This is a genomic window from Spiroplasma endosymbiont of Sarcophaga variegata, from assembly GCF_965178695.1.
Taxonomy (GTDB): Bacteria; Bacillota_I; Bacilli_A; order Mycoplasmatales; family Mycoplasmataceae; genus Spiroplasma; species Spiroplasma poulsonii.
On the sequence record NZ_CBCXVU010000002.1, the window covers coordinates 1,702,685 to 1,719,571 of the forward strand.

Here is a 16,887-nt window from a genome sequence, read left to right on the forward strand (position 1 = left end):
TTTTTATTTCATCAAGAGTTTTCGACAAAATTAAAGAAATTTAATATGTCAAATCAATATTTTTCAGGTATAATAATTATTACAGCAAATGAACAGAAAGGTTAAATACTATGGAAGAATATATATCCCAGGACAATAACAACCTAGAATCTTCTTTACAAACTAATTTTGAAATTGGTTTAACAACCGACGAAGTTATCGTTCGTCAAAAACAATATGGTAAAAATGAGTTACCAAAAGGAAAAGTAACGCCATGATATGTTATTTTTGGAAAAGCTTTAATTGAGCCAATTCAATTAATTTTAATTGCGGCGGCAGTTATTTCTGTTATTGCTCCATTAGTTGGGAATAATTGAAAATTAAAAGGAGCATATTTTGTTGATTTTACGGTAATTGGAGCTATCGTTATTCTTGATGCAATCTTAGAAACGGTGCAAACAGTAAAAGCCCGTAAATCAATGGCCGCATTAAAATCGCTTTCTAAACCAAAAGCCGTTGTAATTCGAAATGATCTACAACAAGAAATTCCCGCCCATGAGTTAACTGTTGGTGATATTGTTATTTTAGAAGCTGGAAAATATGTCCCAGCTGAATTACGAATTATTGAACAATCAGATGTTTTTATTGATGAAGCAATTTTAACTGGTGAAAGTGTCCCAGTTCATAAAACAGCTCAACCGATTGAATCAACAACAATTTTAGCAGAAATGAAAAACATTGCTTTTATGTCAACTTTTATTACGGCTGGTCGTGCGGTTGGGGTTGTGATTAAAGTTGGGCAACAAACCCAAATTGGAAAAATTGCGACAACTATTAACGAAACAGAAGAAAGTCCAACAAATTTAGAAAAAAAACTAACAAAATTTTCATATTGAATTGCAGGATTAAGTTTTATTATTGCAATTATTATTTTCATTGCGTTATATTTTAGTGGCAATAAAGGTGGTTGAACAAACTATTTAATGGTTGCCATTACTTTAGCAATTGGGGTTATTCCAGAATCATTGGCCGCTGTTGTTTCAATTACCCTATCATTTTCCACAAAACGAATGGCAAAACAAAATGTTATTGTCAAAAAACTAGCTAGTATGGAAACACTAGGTAGTGTTAATGTTATTTGTACCGATAAAACTGGGACTTTAACAGAAAATAAAATGACAGTAAAAAAAGTCATTATAAATAATAATATAACTACTGCTGAAACATACCAAGGTGTTAATCATGATCAACACCAAGATTTATTTTTAAAAGCACTGGTGCTATGTAATGATAGTGTTACTGAAGATAAAGAACGAATTGGTGATCCAACCGAATTAGCATTAGTTGATTATGCTGAATTATTTGCATATGATGAACAAGATTCGCGTGACAAATGAGAACGGATTAATGAAGTTCCGTTTGATTCAGAACGAAAACTAATGTCAACATTAAATGTCATTGATGGTGTCAGTACGACTTTTACAAAAGGAGCATTAGATAGTTTATTACAATATTGTGATCGCATTATGATTGAAAATAAAATTTTAACACTAATGGATGAACATAAAGCAGAATTATTAAGATTAGCTGATGATTTATCAACCCAAGCATTACGAGTGTTAGCGTTTGCTTATAACACTAATTTTGATGATGAACAAGACCCCGAAGCATTAGAAACTAATTTAATTTTTTTAGGAGCAGTTGGAATGATTGACCCTGTTCGGCGCTCAGCAGTTGAGGCTGTTAAGAAAGCACATGCTGCTGGGATTGAAGTTGTCATAATTACTGGTGATCATGCAACAACAGCCTTAGCAATTGCGAAAGAATTAGATTTAGCTTATTCTGAATATGAAGTGATTTCTTCAGAACAATTAAATGAAATGAGCGATAAACAGTTAATTCGGATCATTGATAAAATTAAGGTTTTTGCCCGAGTTAATCCCGAACATAAAGTCCGCATTGTCAATATTTTGCAACAAAAAAAATATTTAGTGTCAATGACTGGTGATGGGGTTAATGATGCTCCCAGTTTAGTTAAAGCTGATATTGGTGTTTCAATGGGAATTACCGGAACTGATGTTGCCAAACAAGCAGCAGATGTTATTCTAACTGATGATAATTTTGAAACAATTATTAAAGGAGTTAATGAAGGCCGTAATGTTTATCAAAAAATTCGTCGTGCAATTACCTTTGTCATTGGTGTTAACTTAGCTAATGTTTTATCAATTTTTATTTTATCTTTAATTAATCATATTTCACCTGTCGAAGCAACTGATATCTTATGAATGAACTTGGTAATTGAATCAATTTTGGCAATTTGTATTGGAATGGGGGATAATGACGATACTTTAATGCAAGTAAAACCGTTACAAGGTGAAAATTCACTCTTTCGGAAGATTTGAGGATCAATGTTACGCATTACCATTTTAACAAGTGCTGTTTGTATTGGAGCATATTACTTTGGAATGAGTTTTGTCCCTGCCGAGGATTATCAAGCATATGGTTATCAAACTGTTTTTGACTTTTTACGTAGTAGTGATCCAATGATTACCGTCGAAATGAAATTACAAATGTCTGATTTTGGGCGAACATCAATTTTTCTAGTTTTAACTTGTGCACCAAGTATGTTTGTCAATACTGTTACCTTATCTGATTGAAAAATAAAAGCACAATTTAAACCAATTATTAATCGCCCATTAATCTTTGCAGCCATTGGCGCAGTGTTATTAAACATTATAATGTTATTTATTCCATGAATTAATAACAAGGTTTTAAATCTAAATGATTTAGAAGTTTATACTCAAAGTAACTGGTATTTTGTCCCCGCTTGTTTAGCAATGGCAATGATTCCAGTAACAGTAATTGTGATGACTGATGCCATTTATTTTTGATGACATCATAATCTAAAACAATGTTTCCAACGAATTGGACAAAAAAAATAACTCCTTTAATTTTGTCGAAAACTCTTGATATTTATAAAATATACCTAAAATTAGGTATATTTTTAATATATAGAGGTAAATAAATGATGAAAAAAATAATTACAGAATTAATAAATAGCTTAACAGATGATCAATTTTTAGAATTTTATGAAAAAATAAAACAACAAGCAGACTTAATTAAAAAACAAAAACGTTTAAATGAAATTGATCAAAAATTTAGAGATAAAGGCATTATATGTCCTAATTGCAAATCTTTTCATTGTGTTAAAAATGGTCATAATTCCGAAGGAAAACAAAAATATTTATGTAAAAAATGTCGTGCTAGTTTTGATGCATTTCGTCATCATTTTACTTATTGAAGTCATTTAAATTATGAACAGTGAAATTTATTAATTCAAATTTCATTGTTAGGACAATCTAGTAAAATAATTTCTCGTTTTATTAAAACAACCCCAAAAACCGCTTGATATAATCGACAAAAATTAATGCAATCAAAACAATTAGAAAATACACAGTTAAAATTTAAAAAATTAAATGGTCAAATCCAAATGGATGAAACATTTATTAAAGAAATTCATAAAGGCAATTTTAAAGATAAATTTGATAAACGAAAAACTCATCTCGATCCATTTTCAACTGATACCAAATGCTGTATTCAAATGGCAGTTGATAGCAATAATAATATTTTTGTTCAATCCACCAATACCAAAAGATTACAAAAACAATGGATTATTGAAAATATGAATAAGCAACTAATTAAAGAAAAATCAATAATTATTTCTGATATGCAACCACTATATTTATTAGTAGCAAAACAAACAAATTCTACTCTATATTCCACCAAAACTAGTACAAACCCTGATACTAGTTATCAAAAGTTAAATAAGATTAGTAAATTACAATCCAGTCTTAAAGAAGCCTTAATTCATTATCATGGTTTGGGTTTCACTAATATTCAAAATTATTTAAAGCTCTGAAAATGAAAATACCAACACAAAGGTTTAACACCAAACCAACAATCAACGGTATTATATTTTAACGTTTAAAAAATTTAAAGCAAAATCATAATCTTACACAAAATTAGTTTTCAAATTGTCATATTGATGATTTTTTTTATTTCATCAAGAGTTTTCGACAAAATTAAAGAATAACTCTTATTTTAAAAAGAATAATTTTTGATATAATATTGTTATATTTATTATTGAAGGAGCCGAAAAAAATGAGTAAGTTATTAACAACAACCCCAAAACAAGATGGTTTTTATATGCCAATTGAATCAACACAACACCGTAGTACTTGAATGTTGTTACCACACATGAAGGATAACGGTAGTATACATTATTTTGAGGTTTTTAATAAAATTAAGTAATTAGAAACAAATTAAGTTTCGCTTATAATTAAATGATAACAAAATTTATAAAAAATTCAACTTTTTAAAAACATAATTTTTATTTGAATAAATAATTTATGAATTTTGACACACTAAAAAATACTTTTTAAAGTTATTACTAATTTTAAAAGGTTTTTTATTTTTTATAAAGATAAAAATTGCTTTTTAGATTGATTTAAATTAAATATATTAAATTCAATTTTTTCTTTATTTTTATTAGTTTTATTAATTTTTTCTTCATTTGTTTTACTATTAAGTCTTAACATTGAAGCAATTAACATATTGATAAATGTTTCTTTACAATATATTTTAGCGCCACGTCCCTTAACTGCCTTAATGTAGTGTGATATATCACCTTCCATGTGACAACCAATATTATATTCTAATGCTTGATTTTCAATTCCTTCTTTATTATTTTTAATTAATTCAATAGTTTCTAATAAAAATTTCTTTTTATTATCAATAACATAGGGTAAATGACACATTAAAAAATCTAATAATGCTTCATAATTTCCAGTAAAAAAATATATTTTTGATAATTTATATTTTAATCTATGAATTCGGTTTTTCTTACGATTTGGGAATAATTCTTTAAATCTTTTTACTAAATGAAATTTATCTAAACTATATGATACAGTATTATTTTTATATTTTGATTTTACTGCTTTGTAAATTTTTTTAATTTGTTTTTCACCATCACTTAATATTAATATTTTAGTATCTTCATTAATATCATAAGTATCCATTGATTTAAAAATTTTATCAATAAAATTATCAATATTAGATTTATCATTTTTATTCTTATGATTTTTATTCATCATTTGAAAAACGCCTTTTTTCTTTTTCATTTTTATTCTGGTTTTTGTTGACTTTTCTTCATCAACACCAACATGCATAGTAGCAAGAAATATTTTATTTTCAACTCTTTTTTTATTTTCTCTCATAGGTTCAAAAGCACCATCAATTTGAATATATAAAACATTATTTGGGATTTTAATTTTATTGTTATTTTTATTACTAATGTAATCGGTTTCTTCTAAATCGGCATTTTTAAAAATATTAGATATTGTTCTTTCACTAATGTTAGCATTTTCTGTTGTATGCAAAATATCTTTATATCTTTTCCCATCGCCCATAAAAGACATATATTTATCTTTTAAATTTTTTTCAATTCTTTCGTATTTTTTTAACCCTAATTCTTCATCTAAAGGATAACGATTTATATATTTTTTATTTTCTTCATCATATTTAACATATCTTCGTCTTTTTACAGTGTTATCCCCATATTCTGTTTTAAATGTTTTTGGTATTTTTGATACAACCTTATATCCTTGTAATATTTTTCCTTGTTGATATAATTTAAATATCTCATTATCTCTTTCAATTAAGAAGGTAGTCGGAAAAAAGTTGAGGTTTTATAAAAATTATAAATAAAGTAATTAAATACAAATTAAAGTAATCGCTTATTAGAGCGATTTTTTTATTTGCATTATTCATCAGATAGTATCTTTAAAATTAAAAATTAACCTATTTTTTCCCTACAAATTAGTTAATTTTTACAATTTCCTTTCTGTGATTTATTATATTTTTTCGGTTTAACAACTAATAATATCATTTTTAATAAAGGTACTATCTGATGAATAATGCAATACTAAAACTTAATATTTTGATGCTTAAAGATGGATAACTCATCTATGGCACGAATCCTTAAAGAAATTGTGAAAGCGATTGGATTTATTCCTATTTATTTCTTTAATTCTCGGCAAGATTAATCACTTGCGAAATGTCAGAGCGCGTGTTTTTTGCTTGTTTTCATAAAAAGAGTGCTGTTAAACCGAAAAAAACAATATCGGACACTAAAAAAAACAAGAGGGTTGGAACTCCAAAAGGTTATTTTCTTTATATAAAGTTGTCTAGGGATGGATGAAGCGTAATTAATAACTGGGTAAATTTGTTTTACTTCCGTTGGGGGATAAACTCTGTCTAAATATAAAGTTTAGTATCGCCATCCACCTCACTTTGGGGGTGAGTGGTGGCGAATTAAGATAATTAAATCAAAATATAAATATACTTACTAAATATCAAAATATTAACCAACAAAGGTATTTTATGTTTATTTAACAAAATAAGAAGAAAGGAATAAAATATTATGCAAGAATATAAAAGTAAATATATTAATAAAACTTGAAGTGAAATAACAACTTCGTTTGATTGAGTTAATTGTCAACCTGTTAATTGTCGTATTTCGCATCACAAAAATCATTATGATTTACAATGTTTAGAATGAACAAAAATGTATTTAAACTTATTTGAAAATAAATGAGATGTTATTGCTTCTTATATGCAACATTACAAAATTAACGATATTTTGGATTTAGCTTCCGATGGATGAAAAATATTACAAATTGACCAAAAAATCAAAGAAATAAATTAAAATATATTATTGCAATTGACCCTGCTGGAATTGGACAAACTGGTATTATTATTTATAATGTTTTGCAAAAGAAAATAATTAATAATATTACTTTTAATTCTAACTATGAAGAAGAAGCAATAAATAACATATATCTAATATTAAATGATTTTAAAAATAAAATTTGTTCTTATTTAAATAAAGTTATTGTAATAATTGAAGATTATCAACTTCATAAAGGTTTAAAAATAACAAATCCATTATCTACTCCTAAATTCATTGGTTGTTTAAAAGTTTTATGTAAATATCACTTTAATTTAAATTATATTTTACAATCTCCAATTGTTAAGAAAAAATATCTTTATAAAGGAAATATTAAAATGACAGAACATGAACATGATGCTTGGAAACATTTACAATATTTTTTAACAAAAGGAGTTGATAAAAATGATACAAACAAAAAGTAATTTAACTAAAAAATCAATAACTAATAAACCTAAAATAAAAAATAAAAAAATTAATAAGTTAGAATTAACTGTTAGACTACATGAAAACCCGATTAAAACTAAAATTAAAGCACTGGTTGCTGGTGGTGTTGAAGTTGATGCTTGTTCGGCTAAATGTCAATGAGACGGATTAAATTACTCAACATTATCAATATATAACCAATCTATTTTAACTGATTTTTTGAAATTAAAAAAAGATGATGAGATAAAAATTAAAGGCTCAGTATTTAATCAGTTAAATATAAAAACTAAACGATATTTTTTATCTTTTCGAGTAGATAGTTTTGAAATTATAAAAAAGGCTATTAGAAAAAGAATAAATACAAATATTAAAAAATAGGAGGAAAAAATGGCATTAAAAAATGTAAAATATGTTCTTGTTGCTGAAAACAATGAACCTATTAAAAGTGAAGATGGTAGTTTAGATATTAAAACTGCTGAAATTATTTTAGAAAATACTGCTGAAGTTGAAGAATTTAATGCAAGTAATTTAGAAAATAGTAATCAACAAATCAACGAACTACAAGCAAAAAATACTGAATTAACTTCACAAGTTGAACAACAAACACTTCAATTAAAACAAATTGAAATTAATAATTTTAATAATTCTTTAACTGATAACGAAGAATTTAAGAATGTTTTATTAAAGTCTTATGATATTACTGATGATATTGAAATCATTAAAACACACTTACAAAGTGTTTATGATGAATTAATTAAGGTACAAACAGTTAATACCGGCGGTGTACCAAAAGTAGAAAACAAAGAAAACAATATTTTAGATACAGATAATGTATTTAATAAATAGAAAGAAGGAAGTAAATTATGGCCCAAAACCCACAAAGAATTTTCGGAGATATTGCTAATCAAGCAACAAAACAAGACCGAGAAACATTTGAACAATGATATTTGCAAACTTATCAACAAAAATTTAGTTGAGAAGCTTTATTTGCGTGAAAAGAAGCAAATAAATTTGGTTTAACATATAAAAGAAAGAAAAATATTAAATATAATGAAGGTCTAGGAAAAGATGGAAAAGTATTTAATACTGATGATAGTCTTTTAAACTACACTGAAGTAAAGTTTGAAGATGGAACAGTTGAATTAGATACAATTTTAACTTTTGCCCGTAAATTAGACCCTGTAGAAAGTGATTTTAATCCTAATCTTTGGGCTGCTGATATTGAGCAAGCAATGGATACTGAAGTTGCTTATAAACGCAATAAAATTTTAGAAATTATTAATAAAGGAATAGTTACAACTATTCAAGGACAAAAAGCAGATGATACAAATGCTTTACAAATCCACGATGAAATAATGGATAAAATATATGAAAACGGCTTTACCCCATCAGAAACAGTTGTATTGGGTTCGGCTGATTTTATTCGTGGAATTCGTAATAAATTACAGTTACAACTTGGAGCAAACGACCAAATAAATAGCGTAATTGAAACAAGTGGAGCAATGAAAACTGTTGAAGGAACAACATATTATATGGTTCCAAAAAAATTACCAATTATTAATAAAGATGGTTCAGAAGGAACAATTAGTTTATTACCAGAAGGTGTTAATGCAATTGCCTTTAAATTTAGCAAAAAATATGACCCTCTTATTTTACGCAAAAAAGACCATACTCCATTAAGGGTGGGTGCTGCTGCGTTAGGTACTGGAATGGGTAATACTTTGATTATGGAAAGAGTTTTATATTTAGGTGGAGCAGTAGTTGAACCTAAGGGAATTATTAAACATATTGTTTCAAAAATTGATATTAGTAAAATTAATAAATTAGATGTACCAACTATTCATGTTGCAGAACCAACACAAGCAACAGCTGAACAATTAAAACCACAATTTAAAAATGTTGTTTTAAAAGCAGTTAAAGCTGTAGATAGTTCTTTAACTGAAAGTGATTTTGATTACTTTGTTGAAAGTAAAGGTGAGGATTGACCAATTAATATTACAAATGATAAAATTGTTGAAGTTCAAATTGAAGGTAAAAACAACGCTATTGGTCAAACAAATTCGATTGATGTTAAAATTAAAAATTATTAATAGTACTAAAAAATAGTACTTTTTCGTTTTAAAAATGCCAATTGGAACAGGGAAAACAGCTCTTATTTATGCTGTTAAAAAAAATCCAACTAGATTGTCAATTCAACAAAAAGAAAAAAGTTTTGGGTTACAGTTATTGGAATTTTTAGGAATTCAAGTTTTAGCCCTTGGTTTATCAGTTTTGACTGGTGGTGTTGCATCTGCTATTGGGCTTGGTGCGGGATTATCTAATTTTGCCGCAGCATTTATCTCGTTTGGAGTAGAAACAGCAACCGATTTTGCCGTAAATCAAATATACGATAAATTAACATCAGAAGTGACAGTAAAAAGTACTGCCTTAAATTTGTTACCAGCAATTGGTGGAATTGGTAAATTAACGCGTGCTGCTCGCACAACTAAAATTTTAAAATTAGCAAAAGAAACTAAATTACTTGAAAAATTAGGTGTAATAACTGCTAATAACTTAGAAGATATTGTAAAACAAGTTACGGGTAAAAAGATTTTATCTGATAAATTAATATTTGATTTTACAAAACAGGCTAATAATGAAAATTTATTATATACAATTGGAAAATTAGTCCGAAATGATTTTTATAAGGGTTTTAAAGTTTCTAATTTAGAAATAATTAATAATTTATTAAAAATTGAGAAAAATATTCAAAAAATAAGTCCTAAATTAGTTCAAAAAATACCACGCGTAAATGAAAAAAATGCTAATAAATGATTGTCTGAATATGGATTAAATATTGATAAAATAAGCAAAATTAATACTAATGAGTGATATAACATTATGACTAATCTTCATAAAAAAGGTGTTGGTAAAAACCTACTATTAAATGCTAATTTAATGCGTGGTAGCAAAGTATACAATAATAAATTATTAAATATCTTGCACCAAACACCAATTAAATTAAATAAAATTTTGAATCATTTAAACCCAAATTTTTATATTCAAAAAGTAACTAAAAAATTATTAGCCCCAATTGAAAAACAAATAATTACTATTAAACAAAAAGTAATTAGTAAAATTACTGAGCAAACTAAAAAAATATTATCTAAATTTGAAACTAAGGCTATTAAAAAAGGCCAATTATTACCTTTTGCTTATGGTTCTGATGTTTTTTTAGCGGTTAAAATTGTTCCTTTATCAGTTGCAGGTGAAGTTGCTTTAACAATATATTATAAAAATCCTAAATATTCCCCTATTGTCGTTATGACAACTTTAATCAAAGCAAAACAATTTGTTTTAGCTCCTGAACCGTTTAAATTCTATATGAACAGTGAGTGGTTTATTGGTTGGGGATTTAATAAAACAAGTTTGTTTAATTTAGTTTCTTTTGCACCGGTTGCTTATCAACAAGTAGTAAAAGATAGTTTTAAAATATATCGGACAATTGCTAAGATATTAAAGTTACAAGAACAATTTAAAAATAACTTTAATAAAGATAAATTGTTAAATACGATAAAAGATAGTGCTGTTGCTAGTTTACTGGGCGGTGGCGTAGCATTTCAAACATACAAGCAACTAAGAACAAAACAAGATTTAAACAAAACAATTAAAACAAAAACACTATTAAGTAGTAAAAAGTTTATCTTAAATAAGATTAAATCAAAAAGAAAACAATGATAAGGAGATGATTAAATGTTAAATGAATTATGACAAAATGTTACTTTGGAAAATTATAATAATTTTATTCCAATGACAGGTAAAATTATACAAGTTCCAGTTCGTTATAATAAGTTCTTTAAAGGTGATGTAGAATTATGATTTAAAACATTTGCTTTAAGAGCCCAAAATATGATTAATTCATATTTAAACTATCCATTTTCAAAACTAAAATTTGAAACATTTAAAGACCCATTATTAAAGAAAATTTGTATTAATATGGTGTTTATTACTATTGAGCATTGAACATTTAACCGTATTCCGATTGAGTTTTTTACTTCGGCAAATATGAGTGTTGGTGATATTAATTATTCTTCACAAAATGACCCTATGGCAACATGACAAGGTCTATTGCCTACCTATGCAAAATCACTGGCTAATCTAACAACTTTAAAGAAAATGTTTCGAACTTTTCAAGAAGAAGGTATTGATTTAACAATGATAGATTTAGAAGCATATTATACGCAGTTAGAAGTTGATGCTTTAATAGAAAAAGAAAAAACTAAGATTGACAATAAAAGTATTATAAAAAATAACAATAATGAAATAAATGTTCCATTTGATAATGATACTATTTATTATGAAAATAATGTTTGAAAAACAAAACAAGGTGTCGATATCCCAACTGATGTTATTAAAGATAGTGATTTAAATAAAGATTATATTGATAAAGAAAATGGTAAATATATTGTTAAAACAGCAAAAGATTTATTAAGTAATTATTATGATGTAAATGCCATTGATAATTTTTTAATAAATAAACAAGATAAATTAATAAGTGGTACAAATATTAAAACTATTAATGGTAATTCATTATTAGGTAATGGTGATATATCTATTAATAATGGTAATGATTGAGAATTAGTTGATATAAGTGATTTTGTATCTTTTTCTGACAAAAAATATCAAATTAGAAATTATGATTCTACAAAATATAAATACAAATTATGAATTGGTACTTATGAAAATGACGGAGATACTATTAATATTATGTTTGAAACATATAAAAATCATTATGAATTTATTTTATTTGCTGGCCTTAATGGTATAAAACTTAATAAAAATGGCGCAATAAGTTCTGAAAATAATAAATTAATGTCATTACATGTTGAAAGAAAAAAGGTAAATTAGAAAGGAGATGTTTTTATGCCAAAAGTAACTATTAAAGATTTAATTATGTTTTTGAAAATCTTTGGAGTTTCATCATTGTTTTTTATAGCAGGAATCATTATTTGTTTTATAGGACCAACTAAATTAGGAATTGGTTGACCTGCATATGTAATTATTGGTGCAATGCTTAATGGTTTTGGAGTTGTTATTTTAATTATTGAAACTATTAGATTTATCAAAACTCATAACAAACAACAAAGACAAGATAGCATTGAAGATGTTATTAAAAAAGAAGAAACAAAATAAAGAGGTGTTATAAATGGGGTTGTTACCTGCCAAAAAGAAATTAAAGAAAAGCTATGATATTGATAGTTATTATCTTAATTTAGCATCAACGATTACTAATCGTAAAAATGTTACTGTGCAAAAACATAATGAGATTTTAGAAAAAAGAATTTGTGAAGATAATGCTAATTTTTTAAATCCACGAAATTTAGAAATTAGCATTTATAATCCAATTATTAATCAACAATTAGATACTAAATTAATTAATAACTTTTTAAAAATGCAGGACTTTACTAATAAAAATTGATATAACGAATATAAAATCAATAAATATGGTAAAGGTGCCTATTTTATTTTTGCCAATAATTCAAAACTTAATTTTATTACTATTAATTTTTACAATGACCAATATGATGAATTGGGTAATTTAGTATCTTGTACTTTTGATTATGACCCTTATATTAAAAATGACCAGAGTGTTTTTATTACTGAAAAATTAGAAATTGATTATGTAACTAAACAAGTAAAAGTTATTAGAAAGTTAAAAACACGATTATACAGTACTATTACCGACTTATATATTGATGATGCTAAATGAAATAATTATACAGCTTTGCAAAGAGAAGAAATATTACCAATTGATTTTATACCAATTGAAATTATTCCTAATAACGCTAATTTTGAACCTTCTGCTCGTTATGGTAAACAATTTGCTAGTATTTTAGACATTATTGCTGAAAAAATAATGTTAGACCCATTATTAAATAGTGGTAAATTTACTATTAATACTAATGGGGTTACTGGTGTGGTTGACCAAGAAATTAGTAAAATGTTGGCTTCATTTGTTGAAAATGACTTGTTATTAGTTGAAGGAGACCCTGATAGTAATTTTCAACCAGTAGACTATATCGCTGGTAATTTTAAAGGTGAACAATTAACCAAAATATATGATTGATTATTAACTAATTATTATAAAATAAATCGCCATCATGTTCCCGCGATTGCTAAGGGGGCTCAACAAACCCAAGCGGAAGTTGCTGGTGTAAATATTCAAACAAACGCCTCTTATGAACAAATGATATACATTAGAGAAATTAAATTAACTGAATTTATTATTAAGTTAATTAAATATGATAATGTGATTTTAAACAGTAGAACATTTAATATTAAAAATATTGATGAGTTAATTGTTAATGTTCGATTACCAGTAAATGCTACTTTAAACAGACAACTAAAAAATAACGAAACTATTATCAATATAACTAATGAAGAAGGAGAACAAGAATAATGTTAAAACCATCAGAAAAAATGTTAGCACAATTAGCGGAAAATGATGAACCAATTGATTATTCAATTGATAGTATTCCGTTAGATTTTGCTAATCAATCACAATATAGCGATCCCGATTTAGAACAATTATTTACAGAAGACCGCGCTAGAACCTTATATATTTATAAAATTAATAATCATCTTGTTAAGACAAAACAAAAACCAACCTTAAACTATTCTCAAAATAGCGTTAAAATAGGTTTTATTGACAAAGATGAATATATTAAAATAACTGGTTATGAAATTAGTGACTTTAATTTTAAATTACAAATTCAACAAAACACCACAGTACAAGATAATAGTACAAGTTATGTAATGATTGATGAAAAAGATATTTTAATTAATGATATTTCAAAACAAGACAAAGTATTTTTAGAATCATACGACTTAAAAATAGTATCTATTAATGAACCAATTAGTGAAGACAACAAAAATGAATGTTATATCATTGAAGAATATAAACGCCCTTATTCACCTGATGGTGTTAATATTATTAAATCTACGCATTTAGTTAAAATAACTGACTTTAAATGAAAAAATCAAAATAGTATTCATTTAGTATTACAAAAATCATTACCCGAAGATACAATATTTACTGGGATTGAAATTAAATATCCAAAATCTATGTTATTTGGCAATATTAAGTGTTGAGGCAATATAAATGGTGTTTATTCTTATCCAGCATCAATCGTTGAAAATGCTAGTTTAGTTCCTTTACTATCAATGCCAATAGAAACAGAACCTAATTTAAGAGTATTTCAATATTGATTTACAGGAAGTTTTTTACCCTGAAGTATTGCCAAAAAATATCAAGGAAAAGATATTTTAGATTTAGTAAATAAAAATGGTTTAGAAAAAGTTTTATTAAATTATTTAACATATCGTTATAATTATGATAGAAAATTTCAAGGGGCAAAATATGACGAAAAAGGTAATCCTAGCAATAAATCTGCTGAATTACGCCAAAAATTCGAAGGACAAAAACCCGAAGATGTCATTGATGGTTTATTTGAAAACTGAAAATTAGATAATCCAATTCTTATTAATGATGATATTGTCAAAAGATTTAAACAAATTATCTATATGTTATCAAATTATACATATAGCAAATACAGTATTAATAAAGGTTATAATGATGATGTTAAGTTATTTGCTCCCTATTATTTTGAATTAGTTTCTAATCCAAGAGAACAAGAAACAGGATATTGAGTATTTGAAAATTGTAAAGTTGGATTAAATTCATTATATTTTAATTTTAATAGTAGTGGTCCTGTTCCTCCAGAACCAATTAATTACTGAATGGAAGTTTATGCAAATGATAGACCATTTATTATTGTTGATAATAAATATTATTTTGTTGTATGACGAGGTAATGAAAATAATGATTGACGCATTGTTAAATTTAAACATTTTGAACAAAAAGAAAAAATTTTAGATAAGTATGATAAATATAAACTTAAAACATCACATTTTGGTGGTGATTTATTTATTTATAAAAATGGGTTTGTAAGTTATGATTGAAATAAAGATAATGGAACTTATTTTAAATCAGTTTATCGTTGAAATAGTGACAATGAGCCCAATTTACCAATTATTAATTTAAAAACAGGACAAATTACAGACTGAAATTTAAAAAATAAAAATAATATCAGCAACAATGATGATAAGATTAAAGTAGCTGTTAAAAACAAAGATATCTCCGAAAATCCTATTTATCAATTAGAAGCCAATTATTTTAATTGATTACCAATAACAAATGAATTAGAAACAAACAATATCCCTTCTCTTATTCCAGCAGAAATTAAATTATCAGATGGAGAATATGATAAGTATTTAACTAATTTAATTATTTCTAATAACAAAATAGAAGACTATTTAAACTATTTTTCGCAATGATATAGATTACTTTATTCTAAGGCAGTTTGAACAAGTATGACCAAAGATTTGGTTGAAGATAGTATTGAAATAACTTTTCAAAAGCATGAAAAATTATTTAATTTAAATCAAATTGAAATATCTGGAATATGAAATTATGGAAACTATGATATCAGAATTTTTATTGAAAAACCAAATGAAAAAATTATTCAAGGAAAAGATATAAACTTAGAACTAATTCAAAATACTCCGATCGGAACTAAAGTCAGCGGAAAAGATAGAAATACATACTTGCAATTAATAGAATTTGATACCTGATATCTTTGAAAAAATGGTTTTGAAAATAAAAAATCATATTCAAATATTGCAGTTGTTAATTTTTTAAAACAATCAAATAGTGTGATATTTTCTTATCCACCTGTAAAAGAACAAATTAATATTAATAATTTACAACTTTTTCACAAGAAAAATGAAAAATTATCTTTAATTGCATTAGAAGTATAAAAAGTTATTTAGATTTATAAATCTAAATAACTTTTTAATTGATTTTTGACATCTGTATTTGGTTCATTGTCACTATTTCAACGATAAACTGATTTAAAATAAGTTCCATTATCTTTATTTCAATCATAACTTACAAACCCATTTTTATAAATAAATAAATCACCACCAAAATGTGATGTTTTAAGTTCATATTTATCATACTTATCTAAAATTTTTTCTTTTTGTTCAAAATGTTTAAATTTAACAATGCGTCAATCATTATTTTCATTACCTCGTCATACAACAAAATAATATTTATTATCAACAATAATAAATGGTTTTTCTTGCGCTGCTATTCATTCTAAAACACCATCTTTTGTATTTATATTATTTTTTTCTTTTAAATCTGCTAATTCTTTTTCAGTATAAGTATATTGTGATGTGTTACAAGCAACTAAACTTGTTGTACTTGTTTCTATTAAAGTGATTGAACTTAAAATGCATAATATTTTTTTCATTTTTATTTAATTTATAAATTTATTAACATTTAAACATATTATAAAATCCATATCCTGGAATTAAATTTTTTCAAGTAATATGATTAGCAACATATTTTTTAAAACTACATGGTTCTTCTACTGTAAAATAAACCCTTTTATAATCTTTATATTTATTTGAATTATAACTATCGCTATAGCTAGTAAAACCATTTATATCAGCTGACGTATCTGTAATTCTACTAACACTAATATCACTTGTATCTAAGCTTACATTAAGTCTTTTAACACTCGTATTATGTAAATCTAAGCTCCAAATTTATCTCTTGTTATTTTAATAATAACACTTTTTAAAAGAAG

The 16,887-nt window shown here is 25.6% G+C and carries 15 protein-coding genes; 13 read left to right on the plus strand and 2 right to left on the minus strand.

Annotated elements, in window-relative coordinates:
- The first annotated feature begins 110 nt into the window (after positions 1–110).
- The 3 genes from ACOBME_RS11060 to ACOBME_RS11070 all read left to right on the plus strand — a co-directional run bounded on the left by ACOBME_RS11060 (position 111) and on the right by ACOBME_RS11070 (position 4,290).
- Positions 111–2,921: a cation-translocating P-type ATPase gene (locus tag ACOBME_RS11060; protein ID WP_419335299.1), complete on the plus strand. Its 2,811-nt coding sequence runs from the start codon at positions 111–113 to the stop codon at positions 2,919–2,921.
- A gap of 83 nt (positions 2,922–3,004) precedes the next feature.
- Complete coding sequence (locus ACOBME_RS11065; RefSeq protein ID WP_338963247.1) at positions 3,005–3,967, plus strand: IS1/IS1595 family N-terminal zinc-binding domain-containing protein; 963 nt, start codon at positions 3,005–3,007, stop codon at positions 3,965–3,967.
- Between the two features lie 173 nt (positions 3,968–4,140).
- Positions 4,141–4,290, plus strand: a complete 150-nt coding sequence (locus tag ACOBME_RS11070; protein ID WP_338966478.1) for a hypothetical protein — start codon at positions 4,141–4,143, stop codon at positions 4,288–4,290.
- A gap of 164 nt (positions 4,291–4,454) precedes the next feature.
- Here ACOBME_RS11070 and ACOBME_RS11075 read toward each other — a convergent pair whose 3' ends face one another.
- Positions 4,455–5,699, minus strand: coding sequence for an Mbov_0401 family ICE element transposase-like protein (locus ACOBME_RS11075; protein ID WP_419335393.1), 1,245 nt, complete (start codon positions 5,697–5,699; stop codon positions 4,455–4,457).
- A gap of 761 nt (positions 5,700–6,460) precedes the next feature.
- Between ACOBME_RS11075 and ACOBME_RS11080 the strand changes: the two genes are divergently transcribed.
- Genes ACOBME_RS11080 through ACOBME_RS11125 form a run of 10 tightly spaced genes read left to right on the plus strand, consistent with a single transcriptional unit; the run spans position 6,461 to position 16,051 of the window.
- Positions 6,461–6,745 carry a hypothetical protein gene (locus ACOBME_RS11080; protein WP_338966229.1) on the plus strand — a complete coding sequence of 95 codons (285 nt, stop codon included), beginning with the start codon at positions 6,461–6,463 and terminating at the stop codon, positions 6,743–6,745.
- Positions 6,700–7,191 carry a hypothetical protein gene (locus tag ACOBME_RS11085; RefSeq protein WP_338966231.1) on the plus strand — a complete coding sequence of 164 codons (492 nt, stop codon included), beginning with the start codon at positions 6,700–6,702 and terminating at the stop codon, positions 7,189–7,191. Before ACOBME_RS11080 ends, ACOBME_RS11085 begins: the two co-directional genes overlap by 46 nt.
- Positions 7,172–7,570, plus strand: a complete 399-nt coding sequence (locus ACOBME_RS11090; RefSeq protein ID WP_338966232.1) for a hypothetical protein — start codon at positions 7,172–7,174, stop codon at positions 7,568–7,570. The genes ACOBME_RS11085 and ACOBME_RS11090 overlap by 20 nt, the downstream gene beginning before the upstream one ends.
- Positions 7,571–7,579: 9 nt before the next feature.
- A complete protein-coding gene (locus ACOBME_RS11095) occupies positions 7,580–8,038 on the plus strand; it encodes a hypothetical protein (RefSeq protein WP_338966233.1) in 459 nt (152 codons plus the stop codon).
- A gap of 17 nt (positions 8,039–8,055) precedes the next feature.
- On the plus strand, positions 8,056–9,282 hold the full coding sequence (locus ACOBME_RS11100) for a hypothetical protein (protein ID WP_338966235.1): 1,227 nt from the start codon (positions 8,056–8,058) through the stop codon (positions 9,280–9,282).
- A gap of 34 nt (positions 9,283–9,316) precedes the next feature.
- Positions 9,317–10,912 (plus strand): hypothetical protein, encoded by a 1,596-nt coding sequence (locus ACOBME_RS11105; protein ID WP_419335218.1) that lies wholly within the window; start codon positions 9,317–9,319, stop codon positions 10,910–10,912.
- A 12-nt stretch (positions 10,913–10,924) separates the two neighbouring features.
- Positions 10,925–12,079 carry a hypothetical protein gene (locus ACOBME_RS11110; protein WP_419335302.1) on the plus strand — a complete coding sequence of 385 codons (1,155 nt, stop codon included), beginning with the start codon at positions 10,925–10,927 and terminating at the stop codon, positions 12,077–12,079.
- Between the two features lie 15 nt (positions 12,080–12,094).
- On the plus strand, positions 12,095–12,364 hold the full coding sequence (locus tag ACOBME_RS11115; protein ID WP_338966242.1) for a hypothetical protein: 270 nt from the start codon (positions 12,095–12,097) through the stop codon (positions 12,362–12,364).
- 13 nt (positions 12,365–12,377) lie between these two features.
- Positions 12,378–13,631, plus strand: a complete 1,254-nt coding sequence (locus tag ACOBME_RS11120) for a hypothetical protein (RefSeq protein ID WP_338966244.1) — start codon at positions 12,378–12,380, stop codon at positions 13,629–13,631.
- Positions 13,631–16,051: a hypothetical protein gene (locus tag ACOBME_RS11125; protein WP_419335303.1), complete on the plus strand. Its 2,421-nt coding sequence runs from the start codon at positions 13,631–13,633 to the stop codon at positions 16,049–16,051. Before ACOBME_RS11120 ends, ACOBME_RS11125 begins: the two co-directional genes overlap by 1 nt.
- Positions 16,052–16,065: 14 nt before the next feature.
- Here ACOBME_RS11125 and ACOBME_RS11130 read toward each other — a convergent pair whose 3' ends face one another.
- Positions 16,066–16,548 (minus strand): lipoprotein, encoded by a 483-nt coding sequence (locus ACOBME_RS11130; protein ID WP_419335224.1) that lies wholly within the window; start codon positions 16,546–16,548, stop codon positions 16,066–16,068.
- Positions 16,549–16,887: the final 339 nt, after the last annotated feature.